At 71.4% G+C, this 19,798-nt stretch carries 16 protein-coding genes; 15 read left to right on the top strand and 1 reads right to left on the bottom strand.

What is annotated here, in order from left to right:
* Nucleotides 1–154 precede the first annotated feature (154 nt).
* The gene (locus ABZ016_RS28195; RefSeq protein WP_356919505.1) at nt 155–2,353 is read right to left on the bottom strand and encodes an elongation factor G-like protein EF-G2; all 2,199 of its coding nucleotides are present in this window, start codon (nt 2,351–2,353) and stop codon (nt 155–157) included.
* Nucleotides 2,354–2,580: 227 nt separating this feature from the next.
* Between ABZ016_RS28195 and pgsA the strand changes: the two genes are divergently transcribed.
* The 15 genes from pgsA to yajC all read left to right on the top strand — a co-directional run bounded on the left by pgsA (nt 2,581) and on the right by yajC (nt 19,698).
* Nucleotides 2,581–3,336 carry a phosphatidylinositol phosphate synthase gene (gene pgsA, locus ABZ016_RS28190; protein WP_356919604.1) on the top strand — a complete coding sequence of 252 codons (756 nt, stop codon included), beginning with the start codon at nt 2,581–2,583 and terminating at the stop codon, nt 3,334–3,336.
* Nucleotides 3,333–4,241 (top strand): phosphatidylinositol mannoside acyltransferase, encoded by a 909-nt coding sequence (locus ABZ016_RS28185; protein WP_356919504.1) that lies wholly within the window; start codon nt 3,333–3,335, stop codon nt 4,239–4,241. The genes pgsA and ABZ016_RS28185 overlap by 4 nt, the downstream gene beginning before the upstream one ends.
* Nucleotides 4,238–5,401, top strand: a complete 1,164-nt coding sequence (locus tag ABZ016_RS28180; protein ID WP_356919503.1) for a glycosyltransferase family 4 protein — start codon at nt 4,238–4,240, stop codon at nt 5,399–5,401. The genes ABZ016_RS28185 and ABZ016_RS28180 overlap by 4 nt, the downstream gene beginning before the upstream one ends.
* Before the next feature lie 126 nt (nt 5,402–5,527).
* The gene (locus ABZ016_RS28175) at nt 5,528–6,070 is read left to right on the top strand and encodes a hypothetical protein (protein WP_356919502.1); all 543 of its coding nucleotides are present in this window, start codon (nt 5,528–5,530) and stop codon (nt 6,068–6,070) included.
* 546 nt (nt 6,071–6,616) lie between these two features.
* Nucleotides 6,617–8,251, top strand: coding sequence for an AbfB domain-containing protein (locus tag ABZ016_RS28170; protein ID WP_356919501.1), 1,635 nt, complete (start codon nt 6,617–6,619; stop codon nt 8,249–8,251).
* A 57-nt stretch (nt 8,252–8,308) separates the two neighbouring features.
* Entirely contained in the window at nt 8,309–9,400 is a 1,092-nt protein-coding gene (locus tag ABZ016_RS28165) for a hypothetical protein (protein ID WP_356919500.1), read from the top strand.
* Nucleotides 9,401–9,584: 184 nt separating this feature from the next.
* Nucleotides 9,585–13,544 (top strand): hypothetical protein, encoded by a 3,960-nt coding sequence (locus ABZ016_RS28160; RefSeq protein ID WP_356919499.1) that lies wholly within the window; start codon nt 9,585–9,587, stop codon nt 13,542–13,544.
* Nucleotides 13,545–13,546: 2 nt separating this feature from the next.
* On the top strand, nt 13,547–14,128 hold the full coding sequence (locus ABZ016_RS28155; RefSeq protein WP_356919498.1) for a hypothetical protein: 582 nt from the start codon (nt 13,547–13,549) through the stop codon (nt 14,126–14,128).
* Between the two features lie 191 nt (nt 14,129–14,319).
* Entirely contained in the window at nt 14,320–15,225 is a 906-nt protein-coding gene (gene pdxS, locus ABZ016_RS28150; protein WP_356919497.1) for a pyridoxal 5'-phosphate synthase lyase subunit PdxS, read from the top strand.
* Nucleotides 15,226–15,230: 5 nt separating this feature from the next.
* Nucleotides 15,231–15,836 (top strand): pyridoxal 5'-phosphate synthase glutaminase subunit PdxT, encoded by a 606-nt coding sequence (gene pdxT, locus ABZ016_RS28145; RefSeq protein ID WP_356919496.1) that lies wholly within the window; start codon nt 15,231–15,233, stop codon nt 15,834–15,836.
* A 51-nt stretch (nt 15,837–15,887) separates the two neighbouring features.
* Nucleotides 15,888–16,640, top strand: coding sequence for a YebC/PmpR family DNA-binding transcriptional regulator (locus ABZ016_RS28140; protein WP_356919495.1), 753 nt, complete (start codon nt 15,888–15,890; stop codon nt 16,638–16,640).
* Between the two features lie 109 nt (nt 16,641–16,749).
* Nucleotides 16,750–17,280, top strand: coding sequence for a crossover junction endodeoxyribonuclease RuvC (ruvC, locus tag ABZ016_RS28135; RefSeq protein WP_003988986.1), 531 nt, complete (start codon nt 16,750–16,752; stop codon nt 17,278–17,280).
* On the top strand, nt 17,277–17,882 hold the full coding sequence (gene ruvA / locus ABZ016_RS28130; protein WP_356919494.1) for a Holliday junction branch migration protein RuvA: 606 nt from the start codon (nt 17,277–17,279) through the stop codon (nt 17,880–17,882). The genes ruvC and ruvA overlap by 4 nt, the downstream gene beginning before the upstream one ends.
* Nucleotides 17,883–17,920: 38 nt before the next feature.
* Nucleotides 17,921–19,015, top strand: coding sequence for a Holliday junction branch migration DNA helicase RuvB (ruvB, locus tag ABZ016_RS28125; protein ID WP_356919493.1), 1,095 nt, complete (start codon nt 17,921–17,923; stop codon nt 19,013–19,015).
* Between the two features lie 185 nt (nt 19,016–19,200).
* On the top strand, nt 19,201–19,698 hold the full coding sequence (yajC, locus tag ABZ016_RS28120; protein WP_356919492.1) for a preprotein translocase subunit YajC: 498 nt from the start codon (nt 19,201–19,203) through the stop codon (nt 19,696–19,698).
* The last annotated feature ends 100 nt before the right edge of the window (nt 19,699–19,798 follow it).

Here is a 19,798-nt window from a genome sequence, read left to right as displayed (position 1 = left end):
ATTGCGGCCTTCCCGACTTCCGCGCTCCGCACACCTGTTGATCAGGTCATCAGCGTATCGGCACGCACCGGCGTCCGTCGGCGGACGGCCACGCAAGCCGCCCGCCGACGCGCACAGAAGCCCTCACGGGGCAGTTGGTGGCGCCCGGCGCTCGTTACGAGGCCTTGCGCTCCTCTTCGCGGACCCGGTCCGCGACCTGTGGCGGCATCGGTTCGTGCCGCGCGTACCGGCGGCTGAAGTGTGCCGTGCCGTGCGACAACGACCGCAGGTCGACCGCGTACCGGCCGATCTCGATCTCGGGCACCTCGGCCCGGATCAGGGTGCGCCCCCCGGGTGTCTGCTCGGTGCCGAGCAGCCGGCCGCGCCGTCCCGACAGGTCGCTCATCACGACACCGACGAAGTCGTCACCGATCAGCACCGACACCTCTGCCACCGGCTCCAGCAGATGGATCTTCGCGTCGGTGGCCGCCTCCCGCAGGGCGAGCGCGCCGGCGGTCTGGAACGCGGCGTCGGAGGAGTCCACCGAGTGCGCCTTGCCGTCCAGGAGGGTCACGCGCACGTCGATGAGCGGATACCCGGCGGCGACTCCCCTGGCGGCCTGGGCCCGTACGCCCTTCTCCACCGACGGGATGAACTGCCGTGGCACCGCGCCGCCGACGACCTTGTCCACGAACTCGATGCCCGAACCGCCCGGCAGCGGCTCCACTTCGATCTCGCAGATGGCGAACTGGCCGTGCCCGCCCGACTGTTTGACGTGCCGGCCGCGTCCTGCCGACTTGCTCGCGAAGGTCTCGCGCAGGGAGACCTTGTGCGGCACGACGTCGACCTGGACGCCGTACCGGCTGCGCAGCCGCTCCAGGGCGACGTCCGCGTGTGCCTCGCCGAGGCACCACAGGACGACCTGGTGGGTGTCCTGGTTCTGTTCGAGCCGCATGGTCGGGTCCTCGGCCACCAGCCGGGCCAGGCCCTGCGAGAGCTTGTCCTCGTCCGGTTTGCTGTGCGCCTGGATGGCCAGCGGCAGCAGCGGATCGGGCATCTGCCACGGTTCCATGAGCAGCGGGTCGTCCTTGGCGGACAGCGTGTCGCCGGTCTCGGCGCGGCCGAGCTTGGCCACGCACGCGAGATCGCCCGCGATGACGTGCGACACCGGGCGCTGCTGTTTGCCGAACGGCGTGGACAGGGCGCCGATGCGCTCGTCGACGTCGTGGTCCTCGTGCCCGCGGTCGGCCAGCCCGTGCCCGGAGACGTGGACGGTCTGGTCGGCGCGCAGGGTGCCGGAGAACAGACGGATCAGCGACAGCCGGCCGACGTACGGGTCGGAGGACGTCTTCACGACCTCCGCGACCAGCGGCGCGTCCGGGTCGCACGGCTTGAGCTCGCGCGGCTTGCCGTCGATGGTGGTGACCCGCACCGTCTCGTGCTCCAGCGGTGTCGGGAACCCACGGGTGACGAGCTCCAGCAGTTCCACCGTGCCGAGTCCCTGCCGGGCGCCCTCGGCCGCGGGGGCGGCGGCCAGGACGGGGAAGAAGACACCACGTGCGACGGCCCGCTCCAGGTCCTCGATCAGCGTCCTGACGTCGACCGGCTCCCCGCCGAGGTAGCGGTCCATGAGGGTCTCGTCCTCGCTCTCCGAGATGATCCCCTCGATCAGCCGGTTGCGGGCCTCCTCGATCAGCGGCAGCTGGTCCTCGCCCGGCTCGGACTCCTTGCGCTCGCCGGTCGAGTAGTCGAACAGCTTCTGCGACAGCAGCCCGATCAGACCGGTCACCGGCGCGTGCCCGTCGGGTGCCTGGGGGCCGTGCAGCGGCAGGTAGAGCGGCAGGACCGCGTCGGGGTCGTCCGCGCCGAAGGCCTCCGCGCAGACCCGTGTCATCCCCTCGAAGTCGGAGCGCGCCGCCTCCAGGTGCGTGACGACGATGGCGCGCGGCATGCCCACGGCCGCGCACTCGTCCCACACCATGCGGGTCGAGCCGTCCACGCCGTCCGAGGCCGAGACGACGAAGAGGGCCGCGTCCGCGGCTCGCAGACCGGCCCTGAGCTCACCGACGAAGTCGGCGTATCCGGGGGTGTCGAGAAGGTTGACCTTGATGCCGTCCCACTCGACGGGCACCAGGGAGAGCTGCACCGAGCGCTGCTGCCGGTGCTCGATCTCGTCGAAGTCGGAGACGGTGCCGCCGTCCTCCACACGGCCCGCCCGGTTCACCGCCCCCGCCGTGAGTGCGAGGGCTTCCACCAACGTGGTCTTGCCCGATCCGGAGTGGCCGACCAGCACCACATTCCGTACGGACTGAGGGTGGTCGGCCGCCTGTGCCCTGCCGGCGGCCCCAGGGTGTGTCTGTGCCTTGTCGCCCATGATCCTGCCTCCCGTGCACGGTGAGGTCACTGTGGGCGCGGAGACGCGGGATCCGCGTGCGGTGCGGCTCCGGCGACGCCCGCGGTTATTCGAGCTTTCCACTCCTGTCACGGTGCGTCCATACGAACGACGTGATCGCGCCCCGCACCCCGCCCCGCGCCACGCTCCGCCGGGCCGTGACACGGGCCTCGGGTCCCGGCCGTCGCGTGCCCGCCCGCGTGGCTACGATGGGCCAGCCGGTGGCCAGCAGGGGCCAGACGGCGACACCGACCCTCGGGAAGGCCATGCTGAACAAGTACGCGCGTGCATTCTTCACGCGTGTCCTCACACCGTTCGCCGCGTTTCTGATCCGGCGGGGCGTCAGCCCCGACACCGTCACACTCATCGGTACCGCCGGTGTGGTCGCGGGCGCGCTGGTCTTCTACCCCATGGGCGAGTTCTTCTGGGGCACGGTCGTGATCACGCTGTTCGTGTTCTCCGACCTCGTCGACGGCAACATGGCCCGTCAGCTCGGCCGCTCCAGCCGCTGGGGCGCCTTCCTGGACTCCACGCTCGACCGGGTCGCCGACGGAGCGATCTTCGGCGGCTTCATCCTCTGGTACGCCGGTGGGGGCGACGACCTCGTCCTGTGCGCCGTCTCGATCTTCTGCCTGGCCAGCGGGCAGGTCGTGTCGTACACCAAGGCCCGCGGCGAGTCGATCGGCCTGCCGGTCGCCGTCAACGGGCTCGTCGAGCGTGCCGAGCGGCTGGTGATCTCGCTGGTCGCGGCCGGGTTCGCGGGCCTGCACAAGTTCGGTGTACCCGGCATCCAGTACCTGCTGCCCATCGCCCTGTGGATCGTCGCCGTGGGCAGCCTCGTCACCCTGATCCAGCGGGTCGTCACGGTCCGCCGGGAGTCCGCCGAGGCCGAGGAGGCCGAGGCCGCGCAGGACAATGGCGACGAGCAGCACAACGCCTCTCACGGGAGCGAGGCAGCCACGTGAGCGCACAGGACCGGCTGACGGACGCGCTGTACGGCCTCGGCTGGGGCACGGTCAAGAAGCTCCCCGAGCCGGTCGCCGTGCGGCTCGGGCACACCATCGCCGATCTCGCCTGGAAGCAGCGCGGCAAGGGCGTACGGCGGCTGGAGAGCAACTACGCGCGCGTGGTGCCCGGCGCGAGCCCCGAACGTCTCGCCGAGCTCTCGCGCGCGGGCATGCGGTCCTACCTGCGCTACTGGATGGAGTCGTTCCGGCTGCCCGCCTGGAGCAAGGAGCGCATCAGGGGCGGCTTCGACCCCAAGGACCTGCACTACCTCACCGAGGGCATGGCCACCGGCAAGGGCGTCATACTCGCCCTCCCGCACCTGGCCAACTGGGACCTCGCCGGCGCCTGGGTCACCACCGAGCTGGGCATCCGGTTCACCACGGTCGCCGAGCGCCTGAAGCCGGAGACGCTGTACGACCGGTTCGTCGCCTACCGCGAGGGCCTCGGCATGGAGGTCCTGCCGCACAGCGGCGGCACCGCCTTCGGCACCCTGGCCCGGCGGCTGCGCGACGGCGGCCTGGTCTGCCTGGTCGCCGACCGTGACCTGTCCGCCTCCGGCGTCGAGGTCGGCTTCTTCGGCGACACGGCCCGGATGCCGGCCGGACCGGCCCTGCTCGCCCAGCAGACGGGCGCCCTGCTGCTGCCCGTCACGCTCTGGTACGACGACTCGCCCGTGATGCGGGGCCGGGTCCATCCGCCGGTCGAGGTGCCCGAGTCAGGCACGCGCGCCGAGAAGACGTCTGTCATGACACAGGCGCTGGCCGACGCCTTCGCCACGGGCATCGCCGACCACCCGGAGGACTGGCACATGCTGCAGCGCTTGTGGCTCGCGGACCTCGACCCTGCGAAGGGGACCTCGTGAGGATCGGCATCGTCTGCCCGTACTCCTGGGACGTACCGGGCGGCGTCCAGTTCCACATCCGGGACCTGGCCGAGTACTTCATCCGCCTCGGCCACGAGGTGTCCGTCCTCGCCCCGGCCGACGACGACACGCCCCTCCCGCCGTACGTCGTCTCCGCCGGGCGCGCGGTGCCGGTGCCGTACAACGGCTCGGTGGCCCGGCTGAACTTCGGCTTCCTGAGCGCCGCCCGGGTACGCCGCTGGCTGCACGACGGCGCGTTCGACGTGATCCACATCCACGAGCCGACCTCGCCGTCGCTCGGCCTGCTGACCTGCTGGGCGGCCCAGGGCCCGATCGTGGCCACCTTCCACACCTCCAACCCGCGCTCGCGGGCGATGATCGCCGCCTACGCGATCCTCCAGGCCGCGCTGGAGAAGATCAGCGCGCGGATCGCGGTCAGCGAGTACGCCCGCCGCACCCTCGTGGAGCACCTCGGCGGGGACGCGGTGGTGATCCCGAACGGCGTCGACGTCGACTTCTTCGCCGGGGCCGAGCCCAAGGCCGAGTGGCAGGGCGAGACGATCGGCTTCATAGGGCGCATCGACGAGCCTCGCAAAGGCCTGCCGGTGCTGATGAGGGCCCTGCCGAAGATCCTCGCCGCGCGCCCGGAGGCCCGGTTGCTGGTCGCCGGACGCGGTGACGAGGAGGAGGCGGTGGAGACGCTCCCGGCCGAGCTGCGCTCCCGCGTCGAGTTCCTCGGCATGGTCAGCGACGAGGACAAGGCCCGCTTCCTGCGCAGCGTCGACCTGTACGTCGCGCCCAACACCGGCGGGGAGAGCTTCGGCATCATCCTGGTCGAGGCCATGTCCGCCGGGGCCCCCGTCCTCGCCTCCGACCTGGACGCCTTCGCGCAGGTCCTGGACCGGGGCGAGGCCGGCGAACTGTTCCCCAACGAGGACGCCGACGCCCTGGCCGACGCGGCGGTACGGCTGCTGGCGGACCCGGTGCGCCGCGCGGAACTGCGCGAGCGGGGCAGCGTCCACGTACGGCGCTTCGACTGGTCGACCGTCGGCGCGGACATCCTGTCCGTGTACGAGACGGTGACGGCGGGAGCGGCGGCCGTGGCCGAGGACGAGCGGGCGACGGGGCTGTGGGGACGGCTGGGGCTGACCCGGGACTGACGATCCGACGCCTGGCCGCGGGCGCGTTCCGAGCCACTTCGAACCAAGGCTCGGACGGTCCCGCGTCGGTGGTACGACGGGGCGCAGTGCACGGGCGGACCGGCCCTGACGCTAGCCTTGCCGCCCGTGACCACCACTCTCATCTGGATCGCCGTCGCCCTGGTCGCGATCGGGCTGTACCTGAGCTGGACCGCCGGGCGCCTCGACCGCCTCCACGCCCGGATCGACGCCGCCCGGGCCGCCCTGGACGCGCAGTTGCTGCGCCGGGCCTCGGTGGCGCAGGAACTGGCCACGTCCGGGGTCCTGGATCCGGCCGCCTCGATCGTCCTCTACGAGGCCGCCCACGCCGCCCGGCAGGCCGAGGAGGAGCAGCGTGAGGTCTCCGAGAGCGAGCTGAGCCAGGCCCTGCGCGCCGTGTTCGCCGAGGCCGCCCAGGTGGAGGCGGTACGCGAGGCGCCCGGGGGAGAGGAGGCGGCCCGGGAGCTCACCGAGGCCGTCCGCAGGGTCCCGATGGCCCGGCGCTTCCACAACGACGCCGTACGCGCCGCCCGGGCCCTGCGCCGGCACCGCAAGGTGCGCTGGTTCCGCCTGGCCGGTCACGCCCCCTTCCCGATGGCCTTCGAAATGGACGACGAGCCTCCGGCGGCTCTGGTGGACCGGGCCGCGTAGACCGGCACCGGCCTTTTCTGGTCAACCGAACCGCCCGCATTCGTATCGGCACGAAAAAGATTGCACGGCTCTGTGAATGTGGGTTAGCGTCTTGGCGGCCGGCCTGACCAGCTTGGCCCTAAGGCAGTGATGCTTCGGCGGACCCGACACTCCCCGAGGCGCTTACTCGTGCGGGGGGATATCAAAAATGCGGACGTCTGTCTTGCTGCGCCACCAAGTGCGTCTTCGTCCCATGGCACGGTAGGCGTACGCCTTTCCCTGTGACGCTTCAGCGTCTTTCGGACTGGCTGATTTCTCTCGCCTTCTTCTTCGTATTTCAGGGTTCCTGAGGCCGCTGCCTCATTCAGAATCCCAGACTTCGCATCTGCGTATCACTGAACGGCGCGTACGAGTGCGGGTGCCGCCACGCCGGCGACGTACCCCCTTGTCCTGCGCCTGCTTCGCCGTGGCTGCCGCCCCGCATCGCGCCGGCAGCCACCCTCCCCCTTCGCCCTGCTCATTTGGCGAGCTGCCCGTAAGAGGCGGCGGAAAGGTTTCACCACAACCATGAACAGCAAGCCCATTGCTTCCGCACGTATGGGGCGGATCATGACGCGCGGCCTCGTGACCGCAACCGCTCTCGCGGCCGTCGCCGGAGCTGTCGCGCCGGGAGCGGTCGCCGACAGTGCTCCGGACGTCGCGGCAGCGGATGTCGCGCCCCGTGCGGCGGGCATCGGGACGACCGACGCCGAGCGTGTCGAGGCCGCGGCGGTGGTGCGTCTCGACCCGACCGCCGAGGTGCTCCTGCTCAGCGACTACGACTTCATCCACGCGCTGTGGCAGAAGGCCAGCGAGGCGGGCGAGAAGCTGGACACCGTGCGCACCGCCGCCGAGCAGGCGATGGCCAGCACGGCCGACGAGGACCACGTGCGCTTCATCGTGACCGGCGTCCACGAGGCGTACCGGCTCGACCAGCAGCGGGAGCGGGAGAAGGCCGAGGCCGAGCGGGCGGCCCGGTTGGCCAAGTCCCAGGTCCTGCTCACCATCGGCATCCCCAGCACCCCCGAGCTGCTGGCCCTCAGCGACGACAATTTCATCCGGGCCGTCGCCAGGCACGAGGCGTCCGGTCCCGAGGTGCGGGCCGCGGCACTGCAGGCGCTGCTCGGTGAGCCGGCGGACTGGCGGGAGTTCATCGTCAACGGCGCCCGCGAGGCGCACAAGCGGGACGTGGCCAAGGAACTCGAGGACCTCGCCGAGAAGGACCGTCTGGAGGCCGAGCGCCGCAAGGAGATCGCCGCCCGCAAGAACGTGGCGGCCCTGTTCCGTATCACGCCCTCCGAGGCCATGCTCGGGCTGAGCGACGACAATTTCATCCGCGAGCTGCTGCGCCTGGCCGCCGCCGACCTGCACGGCACCGAGCTGTACACCGAAGGGCAGCGGGCCACCCTCAGTTCCGACCCGGCGGTGTGGAAGGCGTACATCCACACCGGCGCCGACGCCGCGTACAAGCGCGACGACGAGAACCGGCGCAAGAAGCTCGCCGAGGCGAACCGCAAGCTCGCCCTCCAGATACAGGCCGCCGCCGAGAACGGCGGAGTCAACCCCCACCTGGTCGCCGCTGCCAAGAAGGCCCTCGCCGGCAGCGATGACGACGTCGCGGTCTTCCTGAAGGCGGACACCCAGTACCGGCTCAAGCGCCAGTCCCTCAGGGCGATGAGCGGCAGTGAGTACGCGCGCCAGTCCAGCGCGGACCGGGGGAAGGTCGTCCTCAACGACACGCTCAAGAGCACCAGTGCACTGGCCGACCGCGAGGACGCCACCTGGGTCATCGTGCCCTCCCTCGCGAGCCGGCCCGGCTGCTACTCCTTCGAGTCCGTGCGCAAGCCCGGCTACTACATCAGGAGCGGCAAGGCCGAGACGAACGGACTGCGCGTGGAGATCGCCGCGGACGACCGGAGCGCTGCGTTCCGGAAGAGTGCCACGTGGTGCAGCAAGCCGTTCCCTGTGCGACCGCTGCCCGGCCCGCTCAACGGTGTGTCTTTCACACAGGCCGCCGGTAGCGGCGTGAACTGGCTCGCTCCCACGACGACCGAGGTCTACGCCCGATCCGAATTCTCCTTCCCGCTGCCCGGTGGGAAGCCGGGCGAAGCCCAGCCGGTGCGCCCGGCGGCCTGGCGCATCGCCGCACCGCTGGCGCCCTGACGAGACACCGGCCCAGTGGAGAGAACAGCAGTGGTGGCAGATTCCGCCGGTCACGGCGTGAGACGTCAGAGATGGGTCGTGTCCGCGCTGGTGGCCGGGGTGCTGGCCGGTGGCGGCGCGCTCGTGCCGGCGGCGCCCGCCCGCGCGCACACCGCGGTGCAGGCCGTCGACCCGGCCGACCCGGCGTCGCTGGTGGTCGCCGCCGCGGCGGACGAGGCGCGGGCGCGTGTGCTGCGGCTGGCCAAGTCGGGCCTGCCCGCGGAGATCCGCACCTCGGCGTGGAACGCGCTGCGCAGTACGCGGGGCGACGCGGCGATCTCGGAGTGGCTGGCCCCCGGGGGCGGTTACGACGCGGCGAAGCAGCGCCTGCGTGACGCGCGGTCACGCAACCGGGCGTTCTGCGAGCGGGTGGTGAGCACGCATCCGGTGGCGTTCTCCCCGCAGGTGCGATCGGCCGCTGAGCGGGCGCTGAGGGGCACCGACGCCGATCGGGCCGCGTTTGTGAAGACCGGTTACGCCGAGGCCCAACAGGCTGACCGTGTGATGCGGGAGGCTGACGCGCAGCGCCGTCTGGAGGTGGCCGAGAAGGACCGTGCCTTCGTGCGGGTGATCGCGGAGAGCGATCCGGGCGAGCAGGTGCGGGTGGCGGCACAGTGGGCGCTGCGGTCCGGCTCCACGGACGCGGACGTCGCGGAGTTCTTCGGCTACGGCTGGGCGACGGGCGCGGCGTTGGACGTCGAGGCGTACCGGCTTCGGGTGGCGGACGGGGAGGTGCGGCGCCAGCACGTGCTGTCGTCGCTGATCGCCCAGGCGGTGGCCGCCGAGGAGGCGTTGAAGTCGTCGGCCGACGCCGCGAAGGCGCGTGCCGAGGCCGAGCTGGCCTGGAGGGCGGTCGCCGATCACGCGGACGGCGCGCAGACGGCCTGGCTGGCCGAGCAGGAGGCGGCCAGGGTACAGGCGGAGAGCTGGCAGAACATCGCCCGTCTGTCCAAGGAGAGCGCGGACGCCGTCTGGGAGAAGATCGCCGCGCCGGCCGAGGCCCGGCAGGGCGACTGGGCCGCGGAGCAGGCGGAGGCCGCCGAGACGGCCGCCTTCTGGAAGGACATGGCCGACCGGGCCCGCGACAGCGAGAACCGCGTCAAGGGCTGACGCCGCCGCGCCGGCCCGGCGCACGCCACGCCGGGCCGGCCCACCGGGCCTACGGCCGCACGGCAGCTCCGTACCGCTGCCGTGCTTCGCGGCCGAGGCCCAGATCACCCCTGCCCGCGTATGGGGGCAGGGGCTTGTTTTTGCCGAATCCCTTTGGCCTGGCCACTTTTCAGAAGGAGTTCCCGTGAGAAAGAGATACCGGCCGAGACCCGGGCCATTACGCCGGCGTGCGCCCGGCATGCTGGGCAAAGCGGTGTCGACCGTCATGGCCCTGGCCGTCCTCGCCACTGTGACCGGGGAAGCCGCCGCCGTCGCACCGGAGGAGCCGGGCAGAGTCGAACTGACCCGGATTCTGGCCGACTTACCGAAAGCGGCGACCGACCCGGCGCCGCCCCATTCCGCACTGGACGAGATCAGCGCGGACCGCGACCGCCAATTGGTGGAGGACTTCGCGGAGTTCGACGAGGAGGAGGAAGTCCGCGAGGCCGCCAGGAAGGCGTTGGAGAGTACGGATCCAAACGCGATCCGGGACTTCCTGGAGCGGGGAGAGGCCGAGGCGCGGCAGCGCGCCAAGGACAAGAGGGACGCGGCCGATGTCGCCAACCGCCGCCAGATCGAGGCGATGCGGGGGACGGGCGGTCCGTTCTTCAACGCGGAGGTCGAGCGGGTCCTGAAGGGCACGGCGCGCGACCGCGCCGATTTCCTGGCCTTCGGCGCCGAGATCGCGCGGCAGCGGGACAAGGCGACGGAGCAGAACGACAAGGACCGCGCGGCGGAGAACCGCAAGCGGGTCGAGATGCTCGTCGCGGTCGGCGGCCCCGCGGTGAAGAGCGCCGCGCAGGCCGCCTTGGCCACGGGCGACGACAAGGTGATCGCCGAGTTCCTGGACAAGGGTTATCTGGTCGCCGCGCAGAAGGACGCGGATGACCGGGCCGCGCACGAGAAGGCGCAGAAGGAGGCCCTGGAGGCGGCGGAGCGGCTGCGCGAGCTGGCGGAGAAGGCGGCCACCGCCGCCGATGCCCGTACCAAGCTGATCGCCGCGCACGGCAGAGCGGTCAAGGCGCTCAAGACCGCGTCGAACGCGATGAGCGCGGCGGGCGCGCAGTCCCGCGAGGCCGACCGGATGCTCGCCGCGGACCGGGCCGGCAAGCGCCTGTCCGACTACGGGCCGGTCAAGACCGAGATCGCCCGGCAGGTCGGTATCGCCGAGGACGCGGCCAAGCAGGCGCAGGTGGCGGCGGGCCAGGCCAAGGTACAGGCCGATGTCCTGGTCGAGACGGGCCTCACCCACGGTGTCCAGTGGTCGGAGGTCGCCTCCGGTATCGCGGGTGCGGCGGACGCGGCGGCCAAGGCGGCGGCCACCGCGCAGCATGCGGTGGACGCGTCGGCCGCCGACGCCGCCGGGCTGAACTCCAAGAATCAGGCCGAACTGCACGCGCGGCAGGCTGCCAAGTGGCGGGAGAACGCCGAGGAGCACGCGAAGGCGGCGGCCCGGCTCGCCGAGGCGGCGGCCAAGCAGGCGAAGATCGCGGCGGACGCGGCGGCCAAGTCCCGCCAGGCCAGGATCGATGCCGAGCAGGCCGAGAAGCAGGCGTGGGACCACGCCCAGAAGACGCGCGACGCGCGGATCGAAGCACAGCGCCAGGCCAAGATCGCAGCCGAGCAGCGGAAGATCGCCGAACGCGAGCGCGACCTGGCGGCGGCCGCACGGGCGCGTGCCGAACGGGAACGCGACGTGGCCTCTCAGGCACGGGCGCGTGCCGAGGCCGAAGCACGGACTGCCTCGGCCAAGCGGGCCGACGCGCAGGCCGCCGCGGCCGAAGCGGCCGAGAAACGGGCCACCGCGCAGACCCAGGAGGGCATCGCCGCCAAGGCCGACGACCTGGCCAGAGGCGAGGAGACCAAGGCCCGCAACGCCCGGAACAAGGCGGTGGAGGCCGAACGCGTCCACAAGGCGGAGGAGGCCCGGGCCAAGGCGACCGAAGCGCTGGCCGCCAAGGCGAAGGGCACCGAGCACGCCGAGACCGCGCGTACGGCCGCCACCGAGGCACGGTCCGCCGCGGACGCGGCCGGGACAGCCGCCGGCGCGGCTCGTGGTGCAGCCGATCAGGCGTCCTCGGCGGCGGTGCGCTCGCGTTCCGCGGCCATCGAGGCCGCCGGTGCGGCCGCGCGGGCGCGGGCGGCGGCCAGTGAAGCCACCGCGCACGCCGCCCGGGCCAACGCCGCCGCCAACAAGGCCGAAGCCGCCGCGTTCGCGGCGAACGCGGCGGCGAGCAAGGCGGAGTCCGAGGCCGCGGCCACGCACGCGGCGACGCAGCGGGCCAATGCCAAGGCAGCCGAGGCCACCGCGCAGGAAGCCCGGGCCGGTATCGCCGCCCACGAGGCCTCCCGGCTCGCCGGGCTGGCCGCCATCCATGCCAACCAGTCCCTTCAGGCGGCGGGCCGCACCCGGGATGAAGCCGACGGCGCCACCAGGGAAGCGGCGATGGCCCGCCTCCAGTCCACCATCGCCGTCCAGGCCGCCACCTCGGCCCGTACCACCGCCGCAGGTATCGCCGACCCGGCGAACACGGCCCTCCAGCTCACAGCGCCGTTCACCGGCACGGACGTGAACGCCGACTTCGCCGCGGAGGTGGCGCAGGCCGCCCTGGCGATGGGGCAGGCGGAGGTGACCAAGGCCGAGGCCAGGGCGACGGAGGCGGTCAAGGCCGCCGATGCGGCCGAAGCCGCCGCCGCACGCGCCAACGCCGAGGTGGGCCCCGCGTTCAAGGCGGCAGCAGCAGCGGCGCGTTCCTCCGCGGACGCGGCGCGCTCCTCCGTGGCCGCGATGAAGTCGGCGGCCCAGGCAGCCGAGGACGGAGCCAAGGCCCGAGCCGCCGCGGCACGGGCCAACGAGGCCGACGCGCAGGCCCAGGCCGACGCGAAACTCGCCCGGCAGGCCGCCAACGAGGCGTTCGCGGACGCGGCGGCGGCACGCAACGCCGCCACCCAGGCCGAGGCCGAGGCCGCACGCGCCCGTGGAGCCGCCACGGACGCGGAGAACCACGCCGCGGCCGCGAGCAGCGCCGCCACCCTGGCCGAGAAGGAAGCGAGCGTCGCCCAGAGCGCGGCCACCCAGGCGGAGAAGGACGCCGCCGACGCCGACAAGCTCGCCACCTCGGCCGAGGAGCACGCCAAGTCGGCCGAGACCGCCGCCAAGAACGCCGGCACCTACGCGAAGGAAGCCGACGAGGCCGCCAAGAAGGCCGAGGAGTACCAGCGCGAACTGGAGCGCAAGGAGCGCGAGGAGGCTGCCCGGAGCAAGGAGAAGGGCGACGCGTACTCCCTTGAGGAGGCTGAGCGCAAGGCGCTCGAAGCCGCCGGCATCAGCGAGGCGGAGTACGAGGCGGCCCGGGCGCTCGCGCAGAAGGACCTGCTGGACTATCTGAAGGAGAACGGCGCCGAACTCCTCGTCGAACTCGCCGCCGAGGAGATCAAGGAATGCTGGAACGACCCCGACATCCCGACCTGTCTGTGGGCGGTGGTCACCAACCTGCCCTGGGGCAAGGCCGCCAAGCTCGTCGGCAAGCTCCCGAAGATCGCCAAGGTCATCTGGGGCATCAACGACTTCCTCGACAAATCAGCCAAGGCGAGGAAGTTGGTCGACAAGGGCGAGAAGATCCTCGACGACGTCTGGAAAAAGCTTCCCGCCTGCGTAACCGACAGGAAGAAGAACGGTCCCGCGGCACAGCGTCCCGCGCGGTCGGTGGACGGTGCGCACAGCTCCTCGGTCATGGCCGGCGGCGGTAGTGGCGCGGGTGATCTGGGCCTCGCCCGCGAGGAGTACATCGCTAAGCTGATCGGCGGAAAGGTGGCCAAGGGCGAAAACGGGCAAGACATCCCGATCGTCATGCCCAACGTGGGATCCAGTGGCCTCGACGTCATCGGGCCGAACGGCGAGTACGTCTTCGTCGGCGGCGGCGCCAAGGCCGCGAACCCGTCCAAGTTCGGAACGGCCCTCAAGATCAACAAGTACGCGGCCGACCAGGCCGGTGTGAAGGCGATCTACTACCTGGCCGACAACACCCCGGAATCCGCTATCAAACAGGCCAAGAAGGTCTTCGGAGAAGAGAATGTGCACATCTTCACGCTGCCGAGCTGCTAGCCATGGCTGACGGATTCATTCGCTGGTACAGGGAGTCGGGGGCCACGTCGGTCTTCGCCGAGCAGGTGCAGCTCTTCGAGGAACACGGCATCGGGCTCGTGCACCCGGTGAGAGGTGCGGCCGTGGTGCTCGACGTCGAGGGGGGACAGGTCCTGATGCCTCCGGAGGAGGTGGGCCGCCTCCTGGGGCTGCGCATCTCGTCCATCACCATGGACTGGTGGTTCTCCGCGGACATCGACGTCGTCGACTCCTACTCCTATGAACCGCTCGGTTGCGAGATCCAGACGCTCTGGCTGGACGGCCTCACACAGGAACAGGCCGACACGGTCGAGGCAGCCGTCGTCGCGGCGGCGACGGGACTTCCGACGCCGACCCGCGCCGTGATCGTCGATCGGCGGGGAGTGGGCGACCCTGATGAATGGGACTCGGCCGTGCTCTACGAGGGGGAGGGGTTGCCGGTCGTCCGCGACCGGGTGCTGGTGCGCGAACCGCTCAAGGGGAAGCTCCTCAGGTCGTCGCCGGAGCTGAGGAGTGAGGAGGCCGGAGCAGGCCTGACCCTGCTCTCTCCCGCTCGTCCGCTCTGACACCCGTCCGGTCCGTGACCGCGACGGCCTCCGGGCGGAAGGCCCGCCGAACACCACGTTCGGCGGGCCTTCCGCATGCGTCTCGGGACAGAAAACGATCCACCGGCCTCCCATTGGCCCTTGCTGTGGCCTGCCCCCCTCACGTTTCCTCGTTGCTGCAGAAACCCCCCTTCCCCTCAGCGAGGTCACCCGTGTCCATCTCCGAAAACCAGGCTCCCGCAACCGGCACCGCCCGTGTGAAGCGCGGCATGGCCGAGCAGCTGAAGGGCGGCGTCATCATGGACGTCGTCACGCCGGAGCAGGCGAAGATCGCCGAGGACGCGGGAGCCGTCGCGGTCATGGCCCTGGAGCGGGTCCCGGCCGACATCCGCAAGGACGGTGGCGTGGCCCGCATGTCCGACCCGGACATGATCGAGGGCATCATCGAGGCCGTCTCCATCCCGGTGATGGCCAAGTCCCGCATCGGCCACTTCGTCGAGGCCCAGGTGCTGCAGTCCCTCGGCGTCGACTACATCGACGAGTCCGAGGTCCTCACCCCGGCCGACGAGGTCAACCACTCCGACAAGTGGGCCTTCACCACCCCGTTCGTCTGTGGCGCCACCAACCTGGGCGAGGCCCTGCGCCGCATCGCCGAGGGTGCCGCGATGATCCGCTCCAAGGGCGAGGCCGGCACCGGCAACGTCGTCGAGGCCGTCCGCCACCTGCGCCAGATCAAGGGCGAGATCGCCAAGCTGCGCGGCTGCGACAACAACGAGATCTACGCCGCCGCCAAGGAGCTGCGCGCCCCGTTCGAGCTGGTCCAGGAAGTCGCCGAGCTCGGCAAGCTCCCGGTGGTGCTGTTCTCCGCCGGCGGTGTCGCCACCCCGGCCGACGCGGCCCTGATGCGCCAGCTCGGCGCCGAGGGCGTCTTCGTGGGCTCCGGCATCTTCAAGTCCGGCGACCCGGCCAAGCGCGCCGCCGCCATCGTCAAGGCGACCACCTTCTACGACGACCCGAAGATCGTCGCGGACGCGTCCCGCAACCTCGGCGAGGCCATGGTCGGCATCAACTGCGACACCCTCCCCGAGACCGAGCGCTACGCCAACCGCGGCTGGTAACACCCATGACCGAAGCACCTGTGATCGGCGTCCTGGCCCTCCAGGGCGACGTACGGGAGCACCTCGTCGCCCTGGCCGCGGCCGACGCCGTGGCCAGGCCGGTGCGGCGCCCCGAAGAACTCGCCGAGGTCGACGGCCTCGTCATCCCCGGCGGCGAGTCCACCACCATCTCCAAGCTGGCCGTCCTGTTCGAAGTGATGGAACCCCTCCGCGCGCGCGTGCGGGACGGGCTGCCCGTCTACGGCACCTGCGCCGGCATGATCATGCTCGCGGACAAGATCCTCGACCCGCGCTCGGGCCAGGAGACCATCGGCGGCATCGACATGATCGTGCGCCGCAACGCCTTCGGCCGGCAGAACGAGTCCTTCGAGGCGGCCGTCGACGTCGAGGGCGTCGAGGGCGACCCCGTGGAGGGCGTCTTCATCCGCGCCCCCTGGGTGGAGTCCGTCGGCGCCGGTGCCGAGGTGCTCGCCGAGCACGACGGCCACATCGTCGCCGTCCGCCAGGGCAACGCTCTGGCCACGTCGTTCCACCCGGAACTGACCGGCGACCACCGCGTGCACGCCCTGTTCGTCGAGATGGTGCGCGCGAACCGGACGGCCGAGTCCTAGTAGGATTCCTGCGTTCGTTGCTGAGATGGGTTACGCGAAGGAGACAGGCAGATGTCCGGCCACTCTAAATGGGCCACGACGAAGCACAAGAAGGCCGTCATCGATGCCAAGCGCGGCAAGCTCTTCGCGAAGCTGATCAAGAACATCGAGGTCGCGGCGCGGATGGGCGGCGTGGACCTCGACGGCAACCCGACGCTCTACGACGCCGTCCAGAAGGCCAAGAAGCAGTCGGTCCCGAACAAGAACATCGACTCCGCGATCAAGCGCGGTGGCGGTCTCGAGGCCGGCGGCGCCGACTACGAGACGATCATGTACGAGGGCTACGGGCCGAACGGCGTGGCCGTGCTCATCGAGTGCCTCACCGACAACCGCAACCGCGCGGCCTCCGACGTCCGCGTCGCCATGACCCGCAACGGCGGCTCGATGGCCGACCCGGGCTCGGTGTCCTACATGTTCAGCCGCAAGGGCGTCATCATCGTCCCCAAGGGCGAGCTGACCGAGGACGACGTCCTCACGGCCGTCCTGGACGCGGGCGCCGAGGAGGTCAACGACCTCGGCGAGTCCTTCGAGGTCATCAGCGAGGCCACCGACCTGGTCGCGGTCCGCACCGCTCTCCAGGACGCCGGCATCGACTACGACTCCGCCGACTCCAGCTTCGTGCCGTCCGTCCAGGTCGAGCTGGACGAGGAGGGCGCCAAGAAGATCTTCAAGCTGATCGACGCGCTCGAGGACAGCGACGACGTGCAGAACGTCTTCGCCAACTTCGACGTCAGCGACGAGGTCATGGAGAAGGTCGACGCGTAACGCCGGGCTCCACAGCGCCAACGGGCCGACGGGACACACCCCGTCGGCCCGTCGCGTTGTCGGTGGCACCCGATAGCCTGCACAAACAGGTGAGCGACAGGGAGGGCGCGTGCGCGTACTGGGGGTGGACCCGGGACTGACCCGGTGTGGTGTCGGGGTGGTCGAGGGCGTCGCCGGACGGCCGCTCACCATGATCGGCGTCGGCGTCGTCCGGACGCCCGCCGACGCGGACCTCGGTCACCGCCTCGTCGCCGTCGAGCAGGGCATCGAGCAGTGGCTCGACGAGCACCGACCGGAGTTCGTCGCCGTGGAACGCGTCTTCAGCCAGCACAACGTGCGTACGGTGATGGGCACGGCCCAGGCCAGCGCTGTCGCCATGCTCTGTGCGGCCCGCCGCGGGATCCCCGTGGCGCTGCACACCCCGAGCGAGGTCAAGGCCGCCGTCACCGGCAGCGGCCGGGCCGACAAGGCCCAGGTCGGCGCGATGGTGACCCGGCTGCTCCGGCTCAGCGCACCCCCCAAGCCCGCCGACGCGGCGGACGCCCTCGCCCTCGCCATCTGCCACATCTGGCGCGCCCCCGCCCAGAACCGACTCCAGCAGGCCGTCGCCCTGCACACATCGAAAGGCCGTACGGCATGATCGCCTTCGTCAGCGGCACGGTCGCCGCGCTCGCCCCCGACGCCGCGGTCGTCGAGGTCGGCGGCGTCGGCATGGCCGTGCAGTGCACGCCGAACACGCTGTCCACGCTCCGCACGGGACAGCCCGCCAAGCTGCACACCTCCCTCGTCGTACGGGAGGACTCGCTGACCCTGTACGGCTTCGCGGACGACGACGAGCGGCAGGTCTTCGAGCTGCTCCAGACCGCGAGCGGCGTGGGGCCGAGACTCGCCCAGGCGATGCTGGCCGTGCACACCCCGGACGCGCTGCGCCGGGCCGTCGCCACCGGCGACGAAAAGGCACTCACCGCCGTCCCCGGCATCGGCAAGAAGGGCGCCCAGAAGCTGCTCCTGGAGCTGAAGGACCGGCTCGGCGAGCCGATCGGAGCGGCCGCGGTCGGCGCGCCCGTGAGCAACGGCTGGCGCGACCAGCTGCACGCGGCCCTGATCGGCCTCGGCTACGCGACCCGGGAGGCCGACGAGGCCGTCGCCGCCGTGACCCCACAGGCCGAGGCCGCCGAGGGCACGCCCCAGGTGGGGCAGCTTCTGAAGGCGGCCCTGCAGACGCTGAACCGAGCCCGCTGAACCGAGCCTGCCGATCCACGACCCTCTGAGGCACATCAATGAACTGGGACGACACGACCGACACCTCCGCCGGCGAGGGGCTGGCCGGCCCCTCCGCGGAGCGGCTGGTGGACTCTGTCGCCGACGGTGAGGACCAGGCCGTCGAGGCCGCCCTGCGCCCCAAGGACCTGGACGAGTTCATCGGCCAGGAAAAGGTCCGCGAGCAGCTCGACCTCGTTCTGCGGGCCGCACGCGCGCGTGGCGCGACCGCCGACCACGTGCTTCTGTCCGGCGCCCCCGGCCTCGGCAAGACCACCCTGTCCATGATCATCGCGGCCGAGATGGGCGCCCCCATCCGCATCACCTCGGGCCCCGCCATCCAGCACGCCGGCGACCTCGCAGCGATACTCTCCTCCCTCCAGGAGGGCGAGGTCCTCTTCCTCGACGAGATCCACCGCATGTCCCGGCCCGCCGAGGAGATGCTGTACATGGCGATGGAGGACTTCCGCGTCGACGTCATCGTCGGCAAGGGCCCGGGAGCCACCGCCATCCCGCTGGAGCTGCCCCCGTTCACCCTGGTCGGCGCCACCACACGCGCGGGCCTGCTGCCGCCGCCGCTGCGCGACCGGTTCGGCTTCACCGCCCACATGGAGTTCTACGAACCGGCCGAACTGGAGCGCGTCATCCACCGCTCGGCGAGCCTCCTCGAGGTCGGGATCGAGCCGGACGGCGCCGCCGAGATCGCCGGCCGGTCCCGGGGCACGCCCCGCATCGCCAACCGCCTGCTGCGCCGCGTCCGGGACTACGCGCAGGTCAAGGCCGACGGGCTGATCACCCGGGACATCGCGGCGGCCGCCCTCGCCGTCTACGAGGTGGACGAGCGCGGCCTCGACCGCCTCGACCGGGGCGTGCTCGAAGCCCTGCTCAAGCTGTTCAGCGGCGGTCCCGTCGGTCTGTCCACGCTCGCCGTCGCGGTGGGGGAGGAACGTGAGACTGTGGAAGAGGTGGCCGAGCCCTTCCTGGTGAGGGAGGGACTGCTGGCCCGCACCCCGCGCGGCCGGGTCGCCACCCCCGCCGCATGGGCGCATCTCGGCCTCACCCCGCCCCGCTCCCAGACGGCGGGAACCGGACAACAGGACCTGTTCGGGGCGTGACGGCACCGTCACCGGTTCGAGACGGCGACGTCAGTGGCCGGAGCAGGAACCCCGGTGCCATGCTGAGCGTTGTTCCATGCGCGCGGACTCGCTTAGACTCCGCCGATGCCGCCTTTGTCGGCGGCGTACATACCCCCAACCATCTGGCCGCTCACAGCGCGGTCGTGTGAAGGAAGTACCGACCCGTGAGTCTCCTGACCCTCCTCCCGTTCATCGTGCTCATCGGGGCCATGTTCCTGATGACCAGGTCGGCCAAGAAGAAGCAGCAGCAGGCCGTGGACATGCGGAACCAAATGCAGCCCGGCAGCGGTGTCCGCACCATCGGGGGCATGTACGCCACGGTCAAGGAGGTGAACGACGACACCGTCCTCCTCGACGCCGGTCCGGGCGTCGAGCTCCTCTTCGCCAAGAACTCCATCGGTGCCGTCCTCACCGACGACGAGTACAACCGCATCGTCCACGGCGTCGAGCACGACCTGAAGTCCGACGCCGACCTCGTCCCGGACGACGCCTCCTCCCTCACCGAGACCGGTGACTCCGCCGCCGACGCCACCGCTGACGACAAGGCCGTCGACCTCGGTAAGAAGGACGCGGCCGACGAGCCCGCCGAGGACGCTCCGGCCGGCGAGGCGAAGACGGACGAAGAGCCGAAGAAGACCGACGGCGACTCCGAGGCGAAGTAGTCGTGACCCGGGGTGCGCGGATCCGCCGGAGCGTTCCATCAGCGCGCTCAGCACGTGGGCGCCGAGGTCGGCCGGGTGGACGGCGGACAGCCCGCCGCCC

The organism is Streptomyces sp. NPDC006372 (genome assembly GCF_040612515.1).
Classification (GTDB): domain Bacteria; phylum Actinomycetota; class Actinomycetes; order Streptomycetales; family Streptomycetaceae; genus Streptomyces.
Note: the sequence above shows the minus strand (reverse complement) of the source record. Positions and strands in the feature narration are given on the sequence as shown.